The organism is Cellulomonas sp. ATA003, assembly GCF_031582905.1.
GTDB lineage: Bacteria > Actinomycetota > Actinomycetes > Actinomycetales > Cellulomonadaceae > Pengzhenrongella.
The window spans coordinates 316,089-339,190 of the sequence record NZ_CP133990.1 but is presented as its reverse complement, the minus strand read 5'-3'; the positions used below and the strand labels follow the sequence as shown (position 1 = coordinate 339,190).

21 protein-coding genes and 2 pseudogenes are annotated in these 23,102 nt (G+C 75.1%); 7 read left to right on the top strand and 16 right to left on the bottom strand.

Annotated features, from left to right (window positions below; translation table 11 throughout):
• Positions 1-49 precede the first annotated feature (49 nt).
• The 3 genes from guaB to REH70_RS01750 all read right to left on the bottom strand — a co-directional run bounded on the left by guaB (position 50) and on the right by REH70_RS01750 (position 3,668).
• Positions 50-1,582, bottom strand: a complete 1,533-nt coding sequence (gene guaB, locus REH70_RS01760; RefSeq protein WP_310751520.1) for an IMP dehydrogenase — start codon at positions 1,580-1,582, stop codon at positions 50-52.
• A gap of 116 nt (positions 1,583-1,698) precedes the next feature.
• A complete protein-coding gene (locus tag REH70_RS01755) occupies positions 1,699-2,433 on the bottom strand; it encodes a response regulator transcription factor (RefSeq protein ID WP_310751517.1) in 735 nt (244 codons plus the stop codon).
• Between the two features lie 257 nt (positions 2,434-2,690).
• The gene (locus REH70_RS01750) at positions 2,691-3,668 is read right to left on the bottom strand and encodes a MerR family transcriptional regulator (RefSeq protein WP_310751515.1); all 978 of its coding nucleotides are present in this window, start codon (positions 3,666-3,668) and stop codon (positions 2,691-2,693) included.
• A 264-nt stretch (positions 3,669-3,932) separates the two neighbouring features.
• Between REH70_RS01750 and REH70_RS01745 the strand changes: the two genes are divergently transcribed.
• Positions 3,933-4,229, top strand: a complete 297-nt coding sequence (locus REH70_RS01745; RefSeq protein WP_310751513.1) for a WhiB family transcriptional regulator — start codon at positions 3,933-3,935, stop codon at positions 4,227-4,229.
• Between the two features lie 210 nt (positions 4,230-4,439).
• Here the strand turns inward: REH70_RS01745 and groES are convergent, their stop codons facing one another.
• Positions 4,440-4,736 carry a co-chaperone GroES gene (groES, locus tag REH70_RS01740; RefSeq protein ID WP_298456233.1) on the bottom strand — a complete coding sequence of 99 codons (297 nt, stop codon included), beginning with the start codon at positions 4,734-4,736 and terminating at the stop codon, positions 4,440-4,442.
• 232 nt (positions 4,737-4,968) lie between these two features.
• Between groES and REH70_RS01735 the strand changes: the two genes are divergently transcribed.
• Together REH70_RS01735 and REH70_RS01730 are read left to right on the top strand one after the other, a co-directional pair.
• Positions 4,969-6,180 (top strand): class I SAM-dependent methyltransferase, encoded by a 1,212-nt coding sequence (locus REH70_RS01735; protein WP_310751508.1) that lies wholly within the window; start codon positions 4,969-4,971, stop codon positions 6,178-6,180.
• Positions 6,180-7,316 (top strand): glutamate--cysteine ligase, encoded by a 1,137-nt coding sequence (locus tag REH70_RS01730; RefSeq protein ID WP_310751504.1) that lies wholly within the window; start codon positions 6,180-6,182, stop codon positions 7,314-7,316. The genes REH70_RS01735 and REH70_RS01730 overlap by 1 nt, the downstream gene beginning before the upstream one ends.
• A gap of 72 nt (positions 7,317-7,388) precedes the next feature.
• Here the strand turns inward: REH70_RS01730 and tsaD are convergent, their stop codons facing one another.
• Positions 7,389-8,432: a tRNA (adenosine(37)-N6)-threonylcarbamoyltransferase complex transferase subunit TsaD gene (tsaD, locus tag REH70_RS01725; protein WP_310751502.1), complete on the bottom strand. Its 1,044-nt coding sequence runs from the start codon at positions 8,430-8,432 to the stop codon at positions 7,389-7,391.
• A 143-nt stretch (positions 8,433-8,575) separates the two neighbouring features.
• Here tsaD and REH70_RS01720 point away from each other — a divergent pair, with 143 nt between their 5' ends.
• Positions 8,576-9,214, top strand: a complete 639-nt coding sequence (locus REH70_RS01720) for a malonic semialdehyde reductase (protein ID WP_310751499.1) — start codon at positions 8,576-8,578, stop codon at positions 9,212-9,214.
• A 15-nt stretch (positions 9,215-9,229) separates the two neighbouring features.
• On the opposite strand, the gene REH70_RS01715 is transcribed toward REH70_RS01720, so the two are convergent.
• The 7 genes from REH70_RS01715 to REH70_RS01685 are packed head-to-tail and all read right to left on the bottom strand — an operon-like array spanning position 9,230 to position 14,719.
• On the bottom strand, positions 9,230-10,111 hold the full coding sequence (locus REH70_RS01715; protein WP_310751497.1) for a sulfurtransferase: 882 nt from the start codon (positions 10,109-10,111) through the stop codon (positions 9,230-9,232).
• A complete protein-coding gene (gene rimI, locus REH70_RS01710) occupies positions 10,108-10,590 on the bottom strand; it encodes a ribosomal protein S18-alanine N-acetyltransferase (RefSeq protein ID WP_310751494.1) in 483 nt (160 codons plus the stop codon). Before rimI ends, REH70_RS01715 begins: the two co-directional genes overlap by 4 nt.
• The gene (tsaB, locus tag REH70_RS01705; protein WP_310751491.1) at positions 10,587-11,303 is read right to left on the bottom strand and encodes a tRNA (adenosine(37)-N6)-threonylcarbamoyltransferase complex dimerization subunit type 1 TsaB; all 717 of its coding nucleotides are present in this window, start codon (positions 11,301-11,303) and stop codon (positions 10,587-10,589) included. Before tsaB ends, rimI begins: the two co-directional genes overlap by 4 nt.
• Before the next feature lie 5 nt (positions 11,304-11,308).
• A complete protein-coding gene (gene tsaE, locus REH70_RS01700) occupies positions 11,309-11,860 on the bottom strand; it encodes a tRNA (adenosine(37)-N6)-threonylcarbamoyltransferase complex ATPase subunit type 1 TsaE (RefSeq protein ID WP_310751488.1) in 552 nt (183 codons plus the stop codon).
• Positions 11,857-13,095, bottom strand: coding sequence for an alanine racemase (gene alr, locus REH70_RS01695; RefSeq protein ID WP_310751485.1), 1,239 nt, complete (start codon positions 13,093-13,095; stop codon positions 11,857-11,859). The genes tsaE and alr overlap by 4 nt, the downstream gene beginning before the upstream one ends.
• Complete coding sequence (locus tag REH70_RS01690) at positions 13,092-13,529, bottom strand: NAD(P)H-hydrate dehydratase (RefSeq protein ID WP_310751482.1); 438 nt, start codon at positions 13,527-13,529, stop codon at positions 13,092-13,094. The genes alr and REH70_RS01690 overlap by 4 nt, the downstream gene beginning before the upstream one ends.
• Positions 13,499-14,719 carry an NAD(P)H-hydrate epimerase gene (locus REH70_RS01685; protein ID WP_310751479.1) on the bottom strand — a complete coding sequence of 407 codons (1,221 nt, stop codon included), beginning with the start codon at positions 14,717-14,719 and terminating at the stop codon, positions 13,499-13,501. The genes REH70_RS01690 and REH70_RS01685 overlap by 31 nt, the downstream gene beginning before the upstream one ends.
• A gap of 60 nt (positions 14,720-14,779) precedes the next feature.
• Between REH70_RS01685 and REH70_RS01680 the strand changes: the two genes are divergently transcribed.
• The gene (locus tag REH70_RS01680; RefSeq protein WP_310751476.1) at positions 14,780-15,766 is read left to right on the top strand and encodes an LLM class F420-dependent oxidoreductase; all 987 of its coding nucleotides are present in this window, start codon (positions 14,780-14,782) and stop codon (positions 15,764-15,766) included.
• A 398-nt stretch (positions 15,767-16,164) separates the two neighbouring features.
• Entirely contained in the window at positions 16,165-18,009 is a 1,845-nt protein-coding gene (locus REH70_RS01675) for a DUF222 domain-containing protein (protein WP_310751473.1), read from the top strand.
• A 264-nt stretch (positions 18,010-18,273) separates the two neighbouring features.
• Here REH70_RS01675 and REH70_RS01670 read toward each other — a convergent pair whose 3' ends face one another.
• Complete coding sequence (locus REH70_RS01670; RefSeq protein ID WP_310751470.1) at positions 18,274-18,633, bottom strand: holo-ACP synthase; 360 nt, start codon at positions 18,631-18,633, stop codon at positions 18,274-18,276.
• A 19-nt stretch (positions 18,634-18,652) separates the two neighbouring features.
• Positions 18,653-20,507 (bottom strand): annotated as a pseudogene (gene glmS / locus REH70_RS01665) (glutamine--fructose-6-phosphate transaminase (isomerizing)).
• A gap of 83 nt (positions 20,508-20,590) precedes the next feature.
• On the opposite strand from glmS, the pseudogene coaA reads away from it, so the two are divergent.
• Positions 20,591-21,546, top strand: a pseudogene (gene coaA, locus REH70_RS01660) (type I pantothenate kinase).
• Positions 21,547-21,553: 7 nt separating this feature from the next.
• Here coaA and REH70_RS01655 read toward each other — a convergent pair.
• Together REH70_RS01655 and REH70_RS01650 are read right to left on the bottom strand one after the other, a co-directional pair.
• Complete coding sequence (locus REH70_RS01655; RefSeq protein WP_310751467.1) at positions 21,554-22,216, bottom strand: DedA family protein; 663 nt, start codon at positions 22,214-22,216, stop codon at positions 21,554-21,556.
• A gap of 245 nt (positions 22,217-22,461) precedes the next feature.
• On the bottom strand, positions 22,462-23,100 hold the full coding sequence (locus REH70_RS01650) for a peptide deformylase (protein WP_310751464.1): 639 nt from the start codon (positions 23,098-23,100) through the stop codon (positions 22,462-22,464).
• Positions 23,101-23,102: the final 2 nt, after the last annotated feature.

Here is a 23,102-nt window from a genome sequence, read left to right as displayed (position 1 = left end):
TCAGCCTCACCCGGCGGGCGCCGGTCCGCATCCGCTCGCCCGGTCAGCCCTAGCGGCCGCCGCCGTAGTTCGGCGCCTCGACGGTCATCCGGATGTCGTGCGGGTGGGACTCCTTGAGCCCTGCCGGCGTGATCCGCACGAACTGGCCGCGCGCCTGGAGCTCGGGGATCGTCCGGGCGCCGACGTAGAACATCGACTGGTGCAGACCGCCGACGAGCTGGTGGGCGACGGCGCGCAGCGGACCGCGGTACGGGACCTGCCCCTCGATGCCCTCGGGGACGATGTTCTCGTCGGAGGCGACGTCGGCCTGGAAGTAGCGGTCCTTGGAGTACGAGACGCGTCCACGCGAGGCCATCGCGCCCATGGACCCCATGCCGCGGTAGTTCTTGAACTGCTTGCCGCCCACGAACACGAGGTCGCCCGGGCTCTCCTCGCAGCCGGCGAGGAGCGAGCCGAGCATCACGGTGTCCGCACCGGCGACGAGCGCCTTGGCGATGTCGCCGGAGTACTGCAGGCCGCCGTCGCCGATCACCGGGATGCCGGACGGGCGCGTGGCCTTGGCGGCCTCGTGGATCGCGGTGATCTGCGGGACGCCGACGCCGGCGACGACCCGCGTGGTGCAGATGGAGCCGGGGCCGACCCCGACCTTGACCGCGTCCGCACCCGCGTCGACGAGCGCCTGCGCCCCCGCGCGGGTGGCGACGTTGCCGCCGATCACCTCGACGCCGCGCGCCGCGGGGTCGGTCTTGAGCCGGTGGATCATCGCGAGCATCGCCTGGGCGTGCCCGTGCGCTGTGTCCACGACGACGACGTCGACGCCGGCGTCGACCAGCGCCATGGCGCGCTCCCACGCGTCGCCGAAGAACCCGACGCCGGCCGCGACCCGCAGCCGGCCCTCGTCGTCCTTGGTGGCGTGCGGGTACTGCTCGGTCTTGACGAAGTCCTTGACCGTGATGAGCCCGGACAGCCGGCCCTCGGCGTCGACGATCGGCAGCTTCTCGATCTTGTGCTTGCCCAGCAGGGCCGCAGCGTCCTCGCGCGAGATGCCGACCGGCGCGGTCACCAGCGGCATGGGGGTCATGACCTCGTGCACGCGCCGCACCGGGAAGTCACCGGGCGCGACGAAGCGCAGGTCACGGTTGGTGATGATGCCGAGCAGGCGGTCGTCGACGTCGACGACCGGCAGGCCGGAGACGCGGTACTTGCCGCACAGCGCGTCGAGCTCGGCGAGCGTCGCGTGCGGGCCGACCGTGACGGGGTCGGTGACCATGCCCGACTCGGACCGCTTGACGAGGTCGACCTGGTGGGCCTGGTCCTCGATCGACAGGTTGCGGTGGAGGACGCCGATGCCGCCCTGGCGGGCCATGGCGATGGCCATCCGCGCCTCGGTCACGGTGTCCATCGCGGCCGACAGCAGCGGCACGGCGACGGTGATGTTCCGCGTGAGCCGCGCGGTGGTGTCCACCTCGGACGGCACGACGTCACTCTCGCCCGGCAGGAGGAGCACGTCGTCGTAGGTGAGGCCGATCAGGCCGAAGGGATCGTGGGACGCGTCGGGCCCGGGGGTGCCGTACTCGGTCATCCGCCGATCCTACGTCGCACCCTCGGGGCAGCCGATGTGCCGTCCGCCTCAGTGCCGACCAGTGGCACGGAGGCGGACGGGTCAGCGGTCCGGGGACGGACGGGTCAGCGGACGGGTCAGCGGATGAGCCCCCGACGGAGCCCGATCGCGACCGCCTGCGCGCGGTCCGCGGCCCCCAGCTTGCGGAACAGCCGGCGAGCATGGGTCTTGACGGTGTCCTCCGACAGGAAGAGGTCGGCGCCGATCTGGGCGTTCGAGCGCCCGTTGCTCATCCCGGTCAGCACCTCGATCTCGCGCTTGGTGAGCTCGGGCTTGGGCACCTGCACCGTGGCCGACTCGACCTCCCGCTCGCGGGCCGCGGGTGCGACCGCGCGCACCGCCCCGACCCCGGCGCCGACCGTCGAGCCGCCGAGCCGGCGCGCCGACCCGTTCGCCGGGGCGGGGACCGCGGGCAGCCGCGTGGGCAGGCCAGTCCTCGGCCCCGCACCGGCGACCAGCACGTGCGCGGCCACCGCGGCCAGCTCGGAGCGGCCGACGTCCGGCGCGACGAAGCCCCGGGCGCCGAGCGCGACGGCGCGGTCCAGGGCGATCTCGTCGCCCGGCTGCGCCAGCATCACGACGGCGGAGCCGATGTTCATCAGACGAAGACGACGCATCGCCTCCACCGGCCCTGTCCCGGGCAGGTGCGCGTCGAGCAGCACCATGCTGGGAGCCTGTCGGCGGGCGAGGAGCAGCAGCTCCTCGCCGGATGCGGCTGCACGGACCGGCGTCAGCGCCGGCACGCCCTGTGCGGCTGCCACCAGCCGCTCGCGCACGGCCGGCGAGCCGTGGCACACCACGACCCCTGTCATCGACGTCTCCTCACGTCAGGCCCGCACCGTCCATGGCGCGGGGGTCGGCGCCCCGTGGCGCCAACTCGTTCAGGTCCAATATCGACGCCGCGATGCTCCGGATGAGTGTGGTCCACGGGTGAAACGCCACACCGACGTCACCCGAAGGTGTTCAGTCCGCGTGCACGCTCCTGCGCGGCCCCGTTGTGTGCTCCCCGTCGGCGCGCGCCACTGGTTCCCGCGTCACGGGTCCCGCCGGGCGGCACGGTCGAACGCGCTCAGGGACGCGAGACGGCGAGGACCTCGTGGAACAAGCCGGTGAAGCTGCGCGCCCGGTGCACGGCGTGGTCGAGCGGGAGCGTCGCGGCCGCCTCGTCGTCGACCAGCCCGACGAACAGCGGGAGGTCGGGCTGGGCCGCGTGCAGCTCGCCGACGATCGCGAGGTCGGGTGCGGGCTGCTCGCCCACCAGCGCGACGGCGACCGGTCGGACCATGACCGCGAGCTCCAGGACGCGATGGCGGTCGACCGGCCCCGCCAGCACCCGTGCGTCGACGCCGCGGTCGGTGAGCGCGGCGGCCAGCGCGTGCAGCGCGAGCGGACGGGCGTGGTCGGGTGGGGCCAGCAGCAGCACGACCCGTTGCCCGACGGCGGCCAGCACCTCGGCCGGCACGGGGCGGGCACGCAGGACGGCGAGCACGGACGCCTCGAGCACCGCCTCCGGGTCCTCGCCGGGGCGGGCGAGGACGGTCCGGCTCGCGAGGCCGGCCCGGGCGGGCTCGACGAGACCGGTCCACCACGCGGCGACGTCGTCGGCGGCCGACGCGAGCTGCGCGCGGCACTCCGCCTCGTCCTGGGCGAGAGCGGCCTCGACCAGCGAGGCGGGGGTGGCGGCCCGCGCCGGGGCATCGCCGGTCGGGGTGTGCGGCAGGATCCGGGCGCCGGAGTCACCGGCGAGCGCCGGGTCGGCGTCGCGCGCGGCGCGAGCCGCCTCGACCGGTGCGACTCCCTCGAGGGTCAGCCGGCGCATGACGAGGAGGCGGGCGACGTCGTCGGCGGTGTACCGACGGTGCGACCCGGCCGAGTGCTCGGAGGGACCGAGGCCGTACCGCCGGTCCCACGTCCGCAGCGTCGCCGGCGCGACCCCGAGGCGGCGGGCCACGGCGGCAACCGTCAGCGCGGGGACCTCGGGCGGGGCGTCGGAGCGCGACGGCCGAGGCCGGGCGACGTCGTCGCCACGGTCCCGAGTGGAGGTCATGGCCCGATTGTGCCGACCCCATGGAGCGATCACCACCGGCGGGACCGGCGGCCAGGCACGGGGCGCATCTGCGCCGGGGGCCGGATGGCCTGCACCGTTGCAGCCGAAGTTGCTCGTGAATCGGTCCGACGAGGTACTTGAACAACTTCTGGCTCGGTTGTAGCGTTCGGGTCACCGGCGCAGCAACGGCCGGTCACCAACATCGCAAGAACGGACGGACCCCTCCGCACCTGGAGCGGGCCGTGCATCGTCAAGGAGGACCTCGTGACCGAGATCTCGCGTCTGCCCGGACCCGTGATGGACCTGTGGGAGTGGCAGTTCGAAGGCGCCTGCCGCGATGCGGACGACACCCTGTTCTTCCACCCCGAGGGTGAACGAGGCTCGGCCCGCCGCCGTCGCGCGGAGGCCGCCAAGGCGATCTGCGCGACCTGCCCGGTCATCCAGGAGTGCCGCGAGCAGTCGCTGAAGGTGCGCGAGCCTTACGGCGTCTGGGGCGGGCTCTCGGAGGACGAGCGTGCCGCCGTCCTCGCCAAGCCGGCCGCCGCCCGCGAAGCGGTCTGAGACCAGCTCAGCGAACAGCACGACAGGCAGCGCCCCCGCCCCCGGGGAGATCCGGGTGCGGGGGCGTCGTCGTCCCTGCAGCCGCCGACCCCCGCTGACGAGTCGACGCGACAGGCCCCTCCCCGACGACAGCGCCCCCACCCGGAGGACCGGGTGGGGGCGCTGTCGTGGTGCCGGGCGCGAGGCCCGTCGCCTGAGATCAGGCAGTCGTCACTTCTCGACGATCGCGAGGATGTCGCGAGCCGAGAGGATGAGGAACTCCTCGCCGGAGTACTTGACCTCGGTGCCGCCGTACTTGCTGTAGATGACCTTGTCACCCACGGCCACGTCCAGCGGGACGCGGTTGCCGTTGTCGTCGATGCGACCCGGGCCCACTGCCAGGACCTCGCCCTCCTGGGGCTTCTCCTTGGCGCTGTCCGGGATGACCAGGCCGGAAGCCGTGGTCTGCTCTGCCTCGAGCGTCTTGACCACGATGCGGTCCTCGAGCGGCTTGATGGAGACCGACACTGCGGACCTCCCCTTCGCGTGTGAGTTGCTGATGTCCGGTGGAGCACCCTGGTCCGGCCCGCCGTCGTCGCGGGTGCCGGTCGAGCCGGGATGGGGTGCGGTGGCACGCCCTGACGGGAGCGCCACCGGTCACTCTAGGAACGCGTTAGCACTCGGTCAAGGCGAGTGCTAACCCGGGCCGGTGGCGCGGTTCCCCAGGTCGCCCGTGAGGGGGTCGTGGCAGGATCGGCGCATGGACGCCGCGGGGCTCACCAAGCTGCTCAGCCCTGAGGGGTGGGCGCTGCTGTCGGGCCTGCCGCCGTACGACGAAGGCCGCACCATGGCGATCTCGGAGCAGCTGCGCCGCGACGGCGTCGACCCCGACCTCGTCGCCGCGGCGCTCACGCAGTCCCGGTTGCGGGCCCGGGCCCACGCGAAGCTCGACACCTTCGCCGATGGGATGCTGTTCACTGCGGCCGGCCTCGAGCAGGCCACGCGACTGACGGTCGCCGCCCACCACGCCCGCCGCTACGTCGACGCGGGCGTCACCCGGGTCGCCGACCTCACGTGCGGGATCGGCGCCGACGCCCTGGCGTTCGCCGGTGTCGGCCTCGCCGTGCTGGCGGTCGACCGCGACGAGCTCACCGCGGCGCTCGCGACGGTGAACCTGCGGCACTTCCCCGACGCCGTCGTCCGGCACGACGACGGCCTGACGCTCGACCTGCGCGCCGAGGGCGTCGACGGCGTCTACGCCGACCCGGCCCGCCGCGTCACGTCCGGCCGGCGTGTGTGGGACCCGGCCGCCTACGAGCCCCCGCTGGACGCCGTGCAGGCGCTGACCGCCCAGGTCCCCGCACTCGGGATCAAGGTGGGCCCCGGCATCCCGCACGGCGCGCTGCCACCGGACGCGGAGACGCAGTGGGTCTCGGTCGGCGGCGACGTCGTCGAGGCGGGGCTGTGGTTCGGCCCGTTGCGCACGGACGGCCCGGGCCGCAGCGCCCTCGTGCTGCGCGCGGGCTCGGCGCTCGCGGTCCGCGACGAGGGCGCGGGTCAGGCCGCGGTCGGCGCGGTGGGCAGCTACCTGTACGAGCCCGACGGCGCCGTCATCCGCGCCGGCCTGGTGTCCCAGGTCGCCCGCGACGTGGACGGACGACTGGTGGACCCGACCATCGCGTACGTCACCGCGGACGCCCTGCACGACACCCCGCTCGCGACCGCGTACCGGGTCGTCGACACGCTGCCGTTCGGCCTCAAGCGGCTGCGCACGTACCTGCGCGAGCGCGGGGTGGGACGGCTGACCATCAAGAAGCGCGGGACCGCCGTCGTCCCCGAGCAGCTGCGCAAGCAGCTCGACCTGCGCGGTGACGCGGAGGCGACCGTCGTCCTCACCCGGGTCGGTGGCTCCCAGCAGGTCCTCGTGGTCGAGCCCGTGACGCCCCCTGCGAGCATCGGAGAGGTGGCCTGATGCGGCTCCCCTTCGCCGAGTCCGCCCGCTCGAGCGTCGGCATCGAGTGGGAGCTCGCGCTCGTCGACGCCGACTCCGGCGACCTGCGGCAGGTCGCGACGACCGTGCTGGACGCCGTCCGGCCCGCGGACGGCGGTGAGCACCCGAACATCCGCCAGGAGCTGCTGCTCAACACGGTCGAGATGGTCTCCAAGGTGTGCCGGACGGTCGGCGAGGCCGGCGCCGACCTCCAGCGCGCGATCGACGAGGTGCGCGCGGTCACCGACCCGCTGCGGGTCGAGCTCATGTGCGCCGGCACGCACCCCTTCGCGCGGTGGAACAACCAGAAGGTCACCGACAAGGAGCGGTACGCCACGCTCATCGACCGCACCCAGTGGTGGGGCCGGCAGATGCTCATCTACGGCGTCCACGTGCACGTGGGCATCGAGGACCGGGACAAGGTCCTGCCGATCTCCCGTGCGGTGCTCACCGCGCTGCCGTACCTGCAGTCGCTGTCCGCGTCGAGCCCGTTCTGGGGCGGTAAGGACACCGGGTACGCCTCCAACCGTGCGCTGATGTTCCAGCAGCTGCCCACGGCCGGGTTGCCGTTCCAGTTCGAGCGCTGGGAGCAGCTCGAGGGGTACGTCGCGGACATGCTGCACACCGGCGTCATCGACCAGTTCGACGAGGTCCGCTGGGACGTGCGGCCGTCCCCGCGGTTCGGCACGCTCGAGATGCGCGTCTGCGACGGCACCACGAACCAGACCGAGCTCATGGCGCTGTCCGCGCTCATGCACTGCCTGGTCGAGCACTTCTCGACGATGCTCGACGAGGGCCGCGAGCTGCCCGTCATGCCGCCGTGGTTCGTGCAGGAGAACAAGTGGCGCTCGGCGCGCTACGGCATGGACGCGATCATCATCCTCAACAAGGAGGGCGACGAAGAGCTCGTCACCGACGCCGTCCGCCGTCTGGTGTCGGACCTCGAGCCGACCGCGGCGCGGCTCGGCTGCACCGACGAGCTCGGCGGGGTGCACACCATCCTCGACCGCGGCGCGTCCTACCAGCGGCAGCGCGCCGTCGCCCGACGCAACGGCGGGGACCTCGGGGCGGTCGTGCAGTCGCTCGTCGACGAGATGCGGGCGGGCCGGCCGCTGTAGCGAGCCGTCACGCGCCGACGCGGCTCGGACTGCTCGCGCCACGTGGAGACGCGGCGCAGGTGGTGACGCGGCTCAGACGGTGACGCGGGTGAGCGGCATCGACGAGTCGACCGGCAGGTCGAGCGACGACGGCTCGAGTCCGCGGCGCACCGCGGCGGCGCCGAGCGCGGCGATCATCGCGCCGTTGTCCGTGCAGTACCGGATCGGCGGGATGCGCAGCTCGATGCCGGCGTCGGCGCACCGCGTCGCCATCAGCTCGCGCAGCTGGGAGTTGGCGGAGAACCCGCCGCCGACGACGAGCGTGCCCACGTCGTGCCGACGGCAGGCGGCGACGGTCTTCGCGGTCAGGACGTCCGCGACGGCGGCGGCGAACGACGCGGCGACGTCGGGCACCGGGACCGGGCGGCCGGCGTCCTGGCACGACTCGACCCAGCGGGCGACCGCGGTCTTGAGGCCGGAGAACGAGAAGTCGTACGCGTGGCGCTCCTGGTCCTTCGCGGCGGTCAGCCCACGGGGGAAGCGGATCGCGTCGGGGTCGCCCTCGCGCGCGAGCCGGTCGATGTGCGGCCCGCCGGGGTAGGGCAGGCCGAGCAGGCGGCCGACCTTGTCGAAGGCCTCACCGGCGGCGTCGTCGAGGGTCGAGCCGAGCTCCGTGACGTCGGTGGCGATGTCGTCGACCAGCAGGAGCGAGGAGTGCCCGCCGGAGACGACGAGGGCCATGAGCCGCTCCGGGAACGGCCCGTGCACGAGCTCGTCGACGGCGGCGTGCCCGATGACGTGGTTGACGCCGTACAGCGGGACGTCCAGGCCGACCGCGAGCGCCTTGGCGGCGGCCGCGCCGATCGTCAGCGGACCCACCAGCCCCGGGCCGGCGGTGACGGCGATCGCGTCGACGTCGGCGAGCCCGACGCCGGCGGTGTCGAGCGCGCGCTGCACCGTGGGGACCATCGCCTCGAGGTGGGCGCGCGAGGCGACCTCGGGGATGATCCCGCCGAACCGCGCGTGCTCGTCCATCGAGCTGGCGACCGCGTCGACCAGCAGATCGTCGCCGCGCACGAGGGCGACGCCCGTCTCGTCGCACGAGGTCTCGATGCCGAGGACGAGGGGGAGCGCCATGGCGTCAGGCTAACGGCGGCGGGTGGGGCGGTGCGGCGTCCGGCCGCGCCGCACCGGTGCGCCCGGACACCGTCGCGCCCGCCGCGTGACGCAGCCCACACCGGCCGCCGGAAGCCGCTCCCCGCCCGCTGGTTCGACCTGTCATGAGCACCGACACCACCGCCCTGGACGACCTCGACTTCACCCCGAGCGGCCTGGCCGTGGGCGACGACGTCGCGGACCTGCTCTTCCGGGAGGCGCGGACGGTCAACGCCTTCGCCGACGGCGAGGTCACGGACGCCCAGCTCGAGGCGGTGCACGACCTCGTGCGCTGGGGACCGACGCTGATGAACACCGTCCCGATGCGGACGCTCGTCGTCCGCTCGGCGGAGGGCCGCGAGCGCCTCGCCGCGCACATGGCCGAGGGCAACCGCGCCCGCGTGCTCGCCGCGCCGCTGACGCTCGTCGTGGCGGCGGACCGGGACTTCCACGAGCACCTCGACGTGCTCGCCCCGCACCTGCCGGACCCGCACGGGATGTTCCCCGACCCCGACGCGCGCGAGGCGCTCGCCCGGTCCTCGGCCTGGCTCCAGGCCGGCTACCTCATCGTCGGGCTGCGCGCGGCCGGGCTGCACGTCGGCCCGATGGCCGGCATGGACGCCACCGGCATCGACGCGGAGTTCTTCGCCGACAACGGCTGGCGCTCGATCATGGTGCTCAACGTCGGCACGCCCGCCGGTCCGGAGTCGGTCCGGCCCCGCGCGCCGCGGCTGAGCTGGGACCAGGTCTCCGCCGAGGTCTGACGCTCCCGCGGCGCGTCAGCCCGGGTCGGGGCCGACGGCGACCGGGCGGGCGCCGTCGGCGGACCACTGGGACCACGACCCCGGGTACAGCGCGGCCTCGACGCCGAGGGTCGCGAGGGCGGCCGCCTCGTGCGCCGCGGTGACCCCCGACCCGCACATGACCCCGACGGGACGCCGGTCCACCGCCCCGGTGGCGGCGAAGCGGTCGCGGAGCACGCCGGCCGGGGCGAACCGGCCGTCCGCCGTGAGGTTCCCGGCGGTCGGCAGGCTCACCGCACCGGGGACGTGCCCGGCGCGCGGGTCGACCGGCTCGACCTCGCCGCGGTAGCGCTCGGCCGCGCGCGCGTCGAGGAGGACGCCGTCCGGCGCCGCGGCGAGGGCGGCCGCGCCGTCGGCGCCCAGCGTGGGCAGGGCACCCGGGCGCAGGACGACGTCCCCCGGCGCGGGCACGACGTCGCCGATCTCGAGCGTCCCACCGGCCGCGACCCACGCGTCGACGCCGCCGTCGAGCAGGCGCACGTCGGTGCGCCCGGCCCACCGCAGCAGCCACCACGCGCGGGCGGCGGACATCCCGCCGACCGCGTCGTACGCGACCACCGGCACACCGGCGCGCACGCCCCAGCGCCGGGCCGCGCGCTCCAGGTCGGCGAGCACGGGCAGCGGGTGACGTCCCGCCGCGGCCGACGGCGGCGCCGCGAGCTCGGTGTCGAGGTCGACGTAGACGGCGCCCGGCACGTGCCCGGCGGCGTGCTGGGCGCGCCCGTCGGTGCGGCCGAGCGCCCAGCGGACGTCGAGGACGGTCACCGGCGCACCTGCCTCCAGGAGCCGGGCCAGGGTGGCGGCGTCGACCAGCACCCGGGTGCGGGCGTCGTCGGCCGGATCGCGACCGGCCCTCACAGCGCGAGCCGCATCGTGAAGGCGTCGACGTTCTCGGGCTGGTAGTAGCCCCGCCGCCGGCCGAGCCGCGCGAAGCCGGCGCGCTCGTACAGCGCGAGCGCCGGCGCGTTGTCGACGCGCACCTCGAGCAGCACGGACGCGGCCCCGAGCTCGCGGGCGCGGTCGACGAGCCCGTCGAGCAGCAGCCTCCCGAGGCCGCGTCCCTGGTGGGCGGTCGCGACGCCGATCGTCATGACCTGGGCGTCGTCGCCGTCGAACCACAGGCCGGCGTACCCCACGGGCGGCGCCTCCCGTCCCGGCGCGAGCCCGAGGTACCAGCGTCCCGGCCCCGCCAGCTCCTCGGCGAGCATGGCGGCCGACCACGCCCCCGCGCCGAACAGCTCGCGCTCGAGGTCGACCAGTGCCGGCAGGTCCGCCGTGGTGAGCGGCCGGAGCACGGCGACGGCGTCGCCCGGCGCTCCGCTCGTCCCCGTGCTCATCCCAGCGCCCGCTTGCGTGCGGCCGGCTCCATGACGTCGGGGCGGCGCAGGTACAGCGGCTCGGACGGCTGCGCGACGCCGCGGGTCCGGCGGGCCAGCGCGAGCCGCGCCAGGACCGCCGGGTCGGGGTCGAGCGGGGCACCCGCGGCCCCGGTGAGGTGGTCGGGGTACAGCGCCGCGCCGCGCCCGACAACGACGGCGCCGTCGGCCACGCCGTCGTCCGCGAGCTGCGCGGGACGGGCGACCGCAGGTCCGGTCAGCGGCTCGACCTCTGCAGCACCGGCTGGGTCGCCGGCTGGGTCGCCGGCGGGGCCGACGCGGTACCGCGCCCAGTAGACCTCGCGGCGCCGGGCGTCGGTCGCGACGAGGACCTCGCCGCCCGGCGCGAGCCCGAGGTCGGCGACGGCCTGCGCCGCGAGCGCGTCGAGGCTGCACACCCCGAGGACCGGCACCCCGAGGGCGAGGGCGAGGGTGCGCGCGGTGACCAGCCCGACGCGCAGGCCGGTGAACGGCGCGGGACCGGTGCCGACGACGACGGCGGTGAGGTCCCGGCGGTCGACCCCGGCGTCGCGGAGCACGTCGGTGACCATGGGCGCGAGCAGCTCGGCGTGGCGCCGCTCCTCGGTCAGGTGGCGGGCGGCCAGCGGGGCGCCCTCGTCGGTGGTGAGCGCGACGGCGACGGCGGCCGAGGTGTCGAGAGCGAGGACGGGCACGCGCGTCAGCCTACGACCGGCAGCTCGACCCCGGCCCAGCGCGGTCCGACGCCCCGCAGCTCGACGACCCGGGTGCCGGCGGAGGCGTCCTCGTCCTCCCCGGACGCCGCACGGGCCGGGCCCGACCCGCCGACGCCGAGCGTGCCCGCACCGCCACGCGGGCGGCGCAGCGACACCTCGAGGCGGTCCTCGGCGAGCGACTCGACGAGCCCCTCGCCCCACTCCACCACCGTGACCGACTCGTCGAGGCTCGCGTCCAGGTCGAGCGCGTCGACCTCGTCGAGCGACCCCAGGCGGTAGGCGTCCACGTGCACGAGCGCCGGTCCGTCGGTCAGCGACGGGTGCACCCGGGCGATGATGAACGTCGGCGAGGCGACCTGACCGCGGACGCCGAGACCGGCCCCGATGCCCTGGGTGAACGTCGTCTTGCCGGCACCGAGGTCGCCGGTCAGCACGACGAGGTCGCCCGCACGCAGCAGCCCGGCGAGCGCGCGGCCCAGCCGGCGGGTCGCGTCCGCGTCGGCGAGCTCGGTGCGGGTCACGTCCGGCTCGGTCATGCCGCGCTCCCGCCGGTCGCGACGGCGCCGGCGAGGCCGCCCTCGTGGTCCGTGGCGGCGCCGGCCGCGGCGGCGTCGGACGGCGCCTCGCCCACGTACTCCCGCGGGACGCGCGCGCCGACGCGGGTGACGATCTCGTAGGAGATCGTGCCCGCGGCGCGGGCCCAGTCCTCGGCGGTGGGACCACCGGCGGCGCCGGTGCCGAAGAGCTCGACCCGATCCCCCGCGACGTCCCGGGCGTCCGGCCCGAGGTCGAGCACGAACTGGTCCATGCAGACCCGTCCGGCGACCGCGCTGCGCCGACCGCCGACCTGCACGGGCCCGCCGGGGTGGTCCGGCAGCGACCCGGACGCGTGCCGGGGCACGCCGTCGGCGTACCCGATCGGCACGACGCCGAGCACCGTTTCAGCCGGCGTGACGTAGGCGTGCGCGTAGGACACGCCGTGGCCGGCGGGGACGCGCTTGACCGTGGCGAGCTCGGCCTCGAGGGTCATCGCCGGGGTCAGCCCGTACGCGCCGGGACCACCCAGCGCCGGCACCGGGGACAGCCCGTAGACCGCAAGCCCGGGCCGCACGAGGTCGTGGTGGATCGCGGGGTTGGTCAGCGTGGCAGCGGAGTTCGCGAGGTGCCGGACCTCGAGCGTGGCCCCCGCGGCCTCGACGACCCGGACGGCGTCGGCGAAGACCTCCGCCTGCCGGCGGACGGTCGGGTGGTCCGGCTCGTCGGCGAACGCGAGGTGCGACCACACGCCGGTCACCCGCAGCGCGCCCTCGGCCTGGGCGCGCAGGGCGCCGTCGAGGACGTCCGGCAGGTCGGCCGGCGTCAGCCCGTTGCGCCCGAGGCCGGTGTCGACCTTGAGGTGCACGCGCGCGGTGCGGCCGGTCGCGCGGGCGGCGGCGACCACGCGGTCCAGCGCCCACGGGGCGGCGACGGAGAGGTCGACGTCGGCGAGGAGCAGCGCCTCCATGGGGACGCCGGTGGAGTACAGCCAGGTCAGCACCCGGACGTCCAGGCCACCGGCGCGCAGCGCGAGGGCCTCGTCCGCCTGCGCGGCGCCCAGCCAGGTCGCGCCACCGTCGACGGCGGCGCGGGCCGTGGGCAGCAGGCCGTGCCCGTACCCGTCCGCCTTGACCACGGCCATGACCGCGGCGGTCGGCGCGTGGTCCGCGAGCGCGCGGACGTTGGACCGGATCGCACCGAGGTCGACGACGGCGCGGGCGGGGTAGGAGCTCACGCGCGCCAGTGTCCCACCGGGAGGTCCTGGCCCCGTGCGCCCGGCGGCACCGCGGGCAGCGCGTGCGGCCCCGGCACGGCCGTCCCTGCGCCGCCCAGCAGGGCCGCGACCGTGCCCGGCACCGCGTGGGCCACCGCGAGCGCGTGCACGGGGCCACCGGGACCGGACCGGTGCGCCGCGAGGCCGTGCAGCAGCGCGGCGGCGGCCGCGAGCGCGGCGGCGAGCGCCGGGTCGGCGGCGACGTCGGCCGACCGGCCGGCGAGCAGGGTCCCGAGGACCCCGGCGAGGACGTCCCCGGCCCCGGCCGTCGCGAGCCACGCCGGTGCGTCGGCCTGGCTCCACACCGACCCGCCAGCACCGACGACGAGCGTCGTCGGCCCCTTGAGCAGCACGGTGGCACCGGTCAGCTCGTGCGCGCGGCGCGCCCAGCGCAACGGCTCGGCGTCGACGTCTCCGCGGTCGACGGACTCCCCCGCGCCGTGAGGAGCGTCGCGAGCTCCCCGGCGTGCGGCGTCAGGACGACCGACGGCGGGACGCGGTCGGGCAGGAGGCGGAGCGCACCGGCGTCGACGACGGCGGGCAGGTCGTCGCGCAGCGCGGCGGCCAGCGCGTCCCGGACGCGTCCGGCCTGCTCGGCGTCGTCCGGGTCGACGCCGGGGCCGAGCACCCACGCCTGCACGCGCCCGCCACCGGTGACGACCTCGGGGCGCGCGGCGAGCACCGCGTCGGCCACCCGCTCGGGGCCGAGATACCGCACCATCCCGGCCCCGGCGAGCACCGCCGCGCTGACCGCGAGGACGGCCGCTCCCGGGTAGACCGAGGTCCCGGCGACGACGCCGACGACGCCGCGTGTGTACTTGTGCGCGCCCGCTCCGGGCACCGGCCACAGGTCCGCGACGTCGTGCGGCTCGAGGCGGGCCACGGTCGGCGGCGTGGGGCTCAGGTCGAGGCCGATGTCGACGAGGTCGACGTCCCCGGCGGCGCCGGTCGCCGGCGGCAGCAGGAGGCCGGCCTTGACCGCCCCGAACGTGACCGTGAGGTCGGCGGGCAGGACCGGGCCGGATCGGGCGCCGTCGCCGACGCCGATGCCGCTGGGGACGTCGACCGCGACGACGTCCGGGGCGCCGGGGGCGGCGTCGTCGGCCAGGAGCTCGGCGAGGAGCGTGACGAGCTCGCCGGCCACCCCGCGCGGCGCACCGTGCGCGCCGATGCCGAGGAGCCCGTCGAGGACGACGTCGGCGGCGACCGCCTCCGCGAGGGCGTCACCCACCCAGACCCGGCGGCCCGCGCCGTCGTCGACCACGGTGAGGACCCGGCCGCCCGCGGCCCGCAGCGCGGCGAGACCCGGGCCGTGCACGGCCGACGACGTCGTCACGGCGACGACCGCGACGCCACGACGGGCGAGCTCGGCGCCCGCGTGCAGCGCGTCCCCGCCGTTCGACCCCGGGCCGACGAGGGCCACGACCGACGCGCCCCGGACGCCGCCGCGGCGCTCGCGCAGCAGCCGGCAGACGCGGACGGCGAGGCCGAACGCCGCCTGCGCCATGAGCGCACCCTCCGGACCGGCCGCGAGCAGCGGCTCCTCGGCGTCCCTGACCTGCTGCGCGGTGTACCCCAGGATCACGCGTCTCATCCTCGGTGCACGGGCGCGCGCCGGCCACCGGCCGCGGTTAGGGTCCGGCGCATGCGATTCGGACTCTTCATCCCCCAGGGCTGGCGGCAGGACCTCACCGGCATCGACGCGAGCGAGCACTGGGCGGTGATGAACGGTCTGGCGCAGCACGCCGACGACGGCGACGCGTGGGAGTCGATCTGGGTCTACGACCACTTCCACGCCGTCCCCGAGCCCAACGGCGAGGCGACGCACGAGGCGTGGAGCCTCATCAACGCGTACGCCGCGAGCACGCGGCGCGTCCGGCTCGGTCAGATGTGCACCTGCATGGCGTACCGGAACCCCGCGTACCTCGCGAAGGTCGCGGCCACCGCGGACGTCATCAGCGGCGGGCGCGTCGAGATGGGCATCGGCGCCGGCTGGTACGAGCACGAGTGGCGCGCCTACGGCTACGGGTTCCCGTCCGCCGGGGACCGCATCGCCGCGCTGGACGAGGGCGTGCAGATCTTCCGCCAGCTGTGGAGCACGGGCGTGGCGTCGCTCGACGGCCGCTTCTACCAGGTCGACGGCGCGCAGCTGTCGCCGCTGCCGCTGCAGACCGACGGCCCGCCGCTGTGGATCGCCGGGGGCGGCGAGAAGAAGACACTGCGGATCGCGGCGCAGCACGCGGCGTACACGAACTTCGCCGGCGACCCCGAGACGTTCACGCACAAGTCCGAGGTGCTGCGCGGGCACTGCGAGACGCTCGGGCGGGACTTCGGCGAGATCGTCCGGTCCGCCAACTACAACGTGGTCATCGGCGAGAACGAGGCCGAGGTCCAGGACCGCCTGGCGTGGGTCCACGACCACTACCGCCAGACCGTGCCGGCCAAGGCCGACGGGGTGCTCGAGGAGTTCCGCAACGGCCCGCTCGTCGGGACGCCGGAGCAGATCGTCGAGAAGCTGACCGAGCTGCAGGGCCTGGGGATGACGTACGCGATCACGTACTTCGCCGAGGCCGCGTACGACCGGTCCGGCATCGAGCTGTTCGAGAGCCAGGTCGTCCCGGCGCTGCGGTGACGGGGGCGGGGGGCGGGTCCGTGTGACGGTGGGCCGGGGCGGGGTCGGCGGAGCCGACTGCGGGCCGGTTCGGTCGCGGGGCTGATGCCGGGACTAGCCGGGGCCGACGGCGGATCGAACGCCGCGGTCTTGCGGACCTGCCCCGGCCTCGCCCCGGATGCCTGCCCCCGCGCGCCGGTTCTGCGGAACGTGCGACCTCACCAGGGGCGCCCGGTCGCACGGCGCCGGGTCCTGCTCTCCGGGGACGACGCGGACAAGCCCGTACGGGTGCTGTCAGGCGAGGAGAAGACCCAGCTCGCTCGGAGTGTTCGCTGTCCACAGCCTTTTCCCGGCACCCCACGATGTCAGAGGGCCCCGGTAGACTTCGAACAAACGTTCGAAGCGCGGAGGTGGCGGCGATGGCGATCGAGTCGATGCTCGCCACGCGCGTGGCCGCCTCGTCGGCGGCGCCCGCTCCGGGCGCGACGACGGCCACCGCGGGACCGCCTGCCGCCCCCGCTGGGTCCGGGGCTCCGTCGACGGCTGGCGCGACGGCCGCCCTGGCCTCCGGGCGGGCGATCGTGGCCGCGATGACGGCACTGACGAGCCAGGTCGGTGAGGCAGCCGGGTGGTCACCCGGGGACCGGTCGGCGTTGCTGGCGGACCTGGACCGAGCCATCGACGGCCTCAGCGTGGTCCGCGGAGCCGTCCTGGTGGCTGACCGGGACGCCGGGGTATGGCGGGGAGCGGGCGACCGGTCCTACGAGGCAGCACGGGGACGCACGTCGGGCGCGGGTGCGCGAGCTGCCGGGGCGCAGGTCCGGCAGGCGGAGCAGCTCGACGCGGCCCCTGTGGCGGCCGCGGCGGTGGTCGACGGGCGGATCACGGCCGGGCACGCCGCGGTGCTCGGGAAGGTCGCGGCGACCGGGACGCCGACCCAACGTGCGCTGATCGCCGACCCGGCGGTGCAGAGGGCCCTGGTCGAGGTCGCCGAGCGCCAGGACGCGGGCACGTTCCAGGTCACCGTGGACCAGTGGGTAGCGGGGGTGGACCCCGACGGGTTCGACCGTCAGCACCAGGCGGAGCGGTGCGAGCGGTACCTGCACCTGTCCCAGTCCTCGACCGGGACGTTCCTCAAGGGGCGCCTGGACCCGATCGCCGGACACAAGGTCGCCCTGGCGTTGGAGGCGCTGTCGCCGCGGCCGGCGGAGGACGACGACCGTGACCCCGGGCAGCGGCGCGCGGACGCGCTGACAGACATGGCCGAGCACGTGCTGGCCGACCCGGGCACCAAGCCCGGCGGGCACGTCCCGCCGCAGATCACCATGATCCTCACCCCGGACACCTGGGTGGCCGCCCGGTCCGAACGCGACCGGCGACGCCGCGCAGCCGGTGCCAGCACCGTGAATAAGGCACGCACGGGCGCCCGCGTTGCCACGGGCATGCGCGCAGGCGCTGGTGGCGTGGGGCCCGTCGCCGGCGACTCAGCCGGCGACGCGGCCGGTGGCCCCGTGGCCCGCACCGAACCGGTGGCCTACCCGGCGGCGACGCTGGAGGACGGCACCCCCGTCCCGGTCAGCGAGCTCGCGGCGGCGATGTGCGACTGCGACCTCACCCGCGCCGTCATCGACGCCGACGGCACGCCCCTGGACCTGGGCCGGTCGCAGCGGCTGTTCACCGGGCAGCTGCGCAAGGTGATCATCGCCCGCGACCGCGAGTGCGGATGGCCCTCCTGCCACGCACCGGCGCGGTGGTGCCAGATCCACCACATCACCTGGTGGGACCGCGACAACGGCCCCACCTCCGCCGACAACGGCATCCTCATGTGCGGGTTCCACCACCACGAGACCCACCGGCGCGACCTGGTCATCACCCGCGCCCCCGGCACCGCAACGGCGACGTCACCGCCGGGTCGATCACCGGGCACCGCACCGCCCGGACCACTCGCCCGGGCCACCTACCGGTTCCGCGACCGCACCGGACGAGACGTCGGCACGCACCCCGGCGCCGCGCCGCCGCGGGAGCGCCACCACCCCACACCCGACGCCCCCTCTCCGGCCGTGGAGGATCCGTCCCTCGGCGGCGCCGGGCCACCCGGCACAGGGTGCGACGCAGCGCGGGTCAGCCCGCTAGCGCGGCCGACCGACGTGGCGGTACCGCGTCCACCGACGACGACCCGGCGACCCGACGAGCGACGGCCCGTCGTCGGGCGCAGCCGACCCACGGGGCGGTCGGCGGTCCCGGGGCGAAGAGGCGAACGATGAACTGGACGCCACGTGGACGACTGACCCGTTTGCCGGCGCCCGAGTGCCGAGCTCCCCGTCGAGGCACGGCTGACATGAGCGGGAGACGTGCCGAGGGGCTCGCGGGACGGGGTGCGACGGCGGTGCGCACGGCCACGCGACGGAGTCCCGCCTGCCGCCGCACGGGGCGCGCCGACGTCAGCCAGGATCCGGCCCGCACCGGCGGGTCCGATACGGCGGGGAGGCAGCGGCCTCCTCGCGCTCGCCACGTGCGGCGTGCGGGAGCTACGCCGGGTCACCCTCCGCGATCGCCACGGCGGACGCGATGCCGGCGTCGTGCGAGATCGACAGGTGGAAACGCGCCACACCGAGCTCGTCGGCGCGCGCGGCGACGGTGCCCGTCACCTCGACGACCGGCTGGGCACCGACCGTCCGGCGCACGGTCGCGTCCTGCCAGCTCATCCCGGCAGGGGCGCCGAGCGCCTTCGCGATCGCCTCCTTGGCGGCGAACCGCGCGGCGAGCGACGCGGGCGGCAGCTCGCGCTCGTCCGGCGTGAACAGGCGGTCCCGGAGCGCCGGCACCCGCTCGATGGTCGCCATGAAGCGACCGACGTCAACGACGTCGATCCCGACCCCGATGATCACGTCGGTCGCCCGCCGGTCGTCACTCGACGGTGACCGACTTCGCCAGGTTGCGCGGCTGGTCCACGTCGAGCCCGCGAGCCGTCGCGAGCTCGCACGCGAACACCTGCAGAGGGACGGTCGCGAGCAGCGGCGACAGCAGCGTCGGGCACTGCGGGACGTAGAAGACCTCGTCGGCGTACGGGGTGACGGCGTCGTCGCCGTCCTCGGCGATGACGAACGTCCGCGCCCCGCGCGCCCGGATCTCCTGGATGTTGGAGATCACCTTGGAGTGCAGCGAGTCGCGACCCCGCGGCGACGGGACGATCACGAAGACGGGCTGCCCCTCGTCGATCAGGGCGATCGGCCCGTGCTTGAGCTCACCGGCGGCGAAGCCCTCGGCGTGGATGTACGCGAGCTCCTTGAGCTTCAACGCACCTTCGAGCGCGACCGGGAAGCCGACATGCCGCCCGAGGAAGAGCACCGACGGGACGTCTGCCATCGCACGAGCCGCCTTGCGGACCTGGTCGGCACGGTCCAGCACGGTCTGGATGCGCTCGGGCATGGCGCGCAGCTGGTCGAACGTCTCGGCGATCTCGTCCGGGAACTTGTTGCCGCGCAGCTGGGCGAGGTAGAGCCCCAGGAGGTAGGCGGCGGTGATCTGCGACAGGAACGCCTTGGTCGACGCGACCGCGATCTCCGGGCCGGCGTGCGTGTACAGGACGGCGTCGGACTCGCGCGGGATGGTCGACCCGTGGGTGTTGCAGATGGCGAGCACCTTGGCGCCCTGCTCGCGGGCGTGCCGCACCGCCATGAGCGTGTCCATGGTCTCCCCCGACTGGGAGATCGCCACGACCAGCGTGCGCGGGCCCACGACCGGGTCGCGGTACCGGAACTCGTGCGCGAGCTCGACCTCGACCGGGATGCGGCACCAGTGCTCGATGGCGTACTTGGCCACGTGCCCGGCGTAGGCGGCGGTCCCACAGGCGATGACGACGATCTTGTCGATCGACCGCAGCACCGACTCGTCGATGCGCAGGTCGTCGAGCACGAGCTTGCCGTCGATGTCGGTGCGGCCGAGCAGGGTGTCCGCGACGGCCTGCGGCTGGTCGTGGATCTCCTTGTCCATGAACGACGCGAAGCCACCCTTCTCCGCGGCGGCCGTGTCCCAGTCGACCGTGTACCGGTGCGCCTGGGCGGGCACCCCGAAGAAGTCGGTGACCTGGACGTCGCCCGGGCCGAGGGTCACGACCTGGTCCTGGCCGAGCTCGAGCGCCTCGCGGGTGTGGGCGATGAACGCGGCGACGTCGCTGCCGAGGAAGTTCTCCCTCCCCGAGGCCGACCACCAGCGGGGAGTCGTGGCGCGCACCGACGACGACGTCGGGCACGTCCGCGTGGACCGCGAGCAGCGTGAAGGTGCCCTCGAGGCGCCGCGCGACGGCGCACATCGCGGCGGACAGGTCACCGGCCTCGGCGTACGCGCGGGCGAGCAGGTGGGCGGCGACCTCGGTGTCGGTCTGGGAGACGAACTCGACGCCGTCCGCCAGCAGCTCCGCCTTGAGCTGGGCGAAGTTCTCGACGATGCCGTTGTGGATGACGGCGACCGGACCCGCGACGTGCGGGTGCGCGTTGAGGTCGTTCGGGGCGCCGTGGGTCGCCCACCGCGTGTGGCCGATCGCCGCCGTCGCCGCCGGCAGCGGGGTCGCGGTGAGCTCACCGACGAGGTTCGCCAGCTTGCCGGCCTTCTTCGCGGTGCTCAGACCACCGTCGGGCGACACGAGCGCGACCCCGGCCGAGTCGTAGCCGCGGTACTCCAGACGCCGCAGTCCCTCCATGACGACCTCGAGGGGACGGCCGCTGGCCTGCTGGGTACCGACGTACCCGACGATTCCGCACATGGGCCCGAACTCTACCGGCGACCATGGGGCGCCCCCGCTGATCACGGGCCGCGGGCGGGTGAACCGTCGGGCAAGATTGCCCCGTGCCAGCCCCCGTCGACCTCACCCCGTCCACCCCCTACGTGGAGCTCGACCGGGAGGCGTGGACGCGACTGTCGGGGTCGACGCCGCTGCCGCTGACCGACGCGGACGTCGAGCACCTGCGCGGGCTCGGTGACCCCATCGACCTCGCCGAGGTCGACGCGGTGTACCGCCCGCTGTCGCGGCTGCTCACGCTCTACGTCGAGGCGACCCGGCACCTGCACCGGGCGTCGACGACCTTCCTCGGCGAGGACTCCGGAGGGACGCCCTTCGTCATCGGGGTGGCCGGCTCGGTCGCGGTGGGCAAGTCCACCACCGCACGCCTGCTGCGCGAGCTCATGGCGCGCTGGCCGCAGACCCCCGGGTTGAGCTCGTGACGACCGACGGCTTCCTGTACCCCAACGCCGAGCTGGAGCGGCGCGGCCTCATGGACCGCAAGGGGTTCCCGGAGTCCTACGACCGCCGCGCGCTGGTGCGGTTCCTGTCCAAGGTCAAGGCGGGCCGGCCCGAGGTGACCGCTCCGGTCTACGACCACCTCCGCTACGACATCGTGCCCGGCGGCGAGGTCGTCGTGCGCCGCCCGGACGTCCTCATCGTCGAGGGCCTCAACGTGCTGCAGCCGTCGCGCCCCACCGTCGAGGGCGCGTCGAGCCTGACCGTGAGTGACTTCTTCGACTTCTCCATCTACGTCGACGCGCGCACGTCCGACGTGCGCCAGTGGTACGTGGACCGGTTCCTGTCGCTGCGCCGGACGGCGTTCTCCCGGCCGGAGTCGTACTTCCGCCGCTACGCCGACCTCAGCGACGACGAGGCGGTGGCCCGGGCGGAGATGATCTGGGACTCCATCAACGCACCGAACCTCGTGCAGAACATCCTGCCCACCCGCAGCCGCGCGACCCTGGTTCTGACCAAGGGCGCGGACCACGCCGTGCAGCGCGCCCGGCTGCGCAAGGTCTGACGGCTGGTCAGACGTCGCGGGCCGGTGCGACCAGGGCAGCGGCCGGCTCACGGCGCACGGTGACCGGGGGCGAGCTCACCCGGGCACGCAGCCGTGGGCGCCCCTGCGCCCGCCCGATGGCCCAGTCCACGACGAGCCCGATGACGACCCCGCCGACGACCCCGACGACGACGGCCACCATCGGCCGGTCGTGCAGCCAGGCCCCGGCGCCGACCCCGATCGCCGTCGAGTACAGCGCCCACGAGACGGCCGCGAGCGCGGTCAGCCCGGTGAACCGGCCGCGCGGGTAGCCGACCGCGCCGGCCGTCATGTTGACCGCGACCCGCCCGACGGGGATGTAGCGGGCGCCGATGATGAACGAGGCCCCCCGGCTGGCCAGGGCGAGCTCGGCCCAGTCCAGGGTGCGCTGTGCCCGGCGGCTGCGCAGCAGCCGGGTGCTGCGCACCTTGACCCGGCGACCGATCGCGTAGGCGACCTGGTCGCCGGTGAACGCACCGGCGGCTGCGACCGCCATCACGAGCCAGAGGTTCGGCTCACCCGTCGCCATCGCGACCGCGGCCAGCGCGATGACGACCGACTCGCTGGGGACCGGTGGGAAGAACCCGTCGATCGTCGCGAACAGGTACATGGCGGCGTAGACCAGGGGGACGCCGCGAGCGCGAGGAGCCACTCCTCCAGCACGTGTCATCAGCTCCTGGTGTCGGCGTCCGGCGGGCCGGGTGCGCAGATCGCCTGCGCACGACCGCCAGCCTAGGGACGGGTGCCACCCGCGGTCATCAGGGTTTTCCCTGGTTGGCCCCGGGTTGGCCGGACGTTCACCCCGACCGGTCCGGCGACGGGGCGAACCCATCCTCACGCGCCGCCGGAGCGCTCGGCATCCGCCTCGGGGTGGATCCCGGGGGCCCGCAGGATGACTCAACCGAGGTCGAACCCGAGCACCCGGGCCGCCGTCGCGGGCGACGGCTCGGCCGCCAGTGCGGCTCCGATGCCGTCGTCGGAGGTCAGCGACCGGAGCTCGGCGCGGTCCACGTAGAGCGTGCCGTTCAGGTGGTCCGTCTCGTGCTGCACGATGCGCGCGGGCCACCCCGTGACGACCTCGTCGAGCGCCCGCCCGGTCTCGTCCTGGCCGGTCAGGTGGACCTGCCGGTGGCGTGCGACCACGGCGGCCCAGCCCCGCACGCTCAGGCAGCCCTCGTAGAACGGCACCCGCTCGTCGCCGACCGGCGTGTACCGCGGGTTGACCAGCACGCGGTACGGCAGCGGCGGGCGTTCCCGCAGCACCTGGACGCCCGGGTCCGCGACCCCCGGGTCCTCCAGGACGGCGATGGCGAGCGGGATGCCGACCTGCGGGGCCGCGAGACCCACACCGGGAGCCGCGTGCATGGTGCGGCGCATGAGGGCGAGGAGGTCCTCGAGGTCGGCGAGCTGACCGTCGTACGGGAGCGCCGGGCGTCGCAGGACGGGGTGACCGGCCTGGACGATCGGGGCGGGGTCCGGCCCGGACAGCAGGCGGTCGACCAGCTCGGCGACGCTGGGTACCCCAGACGTGCTCACGG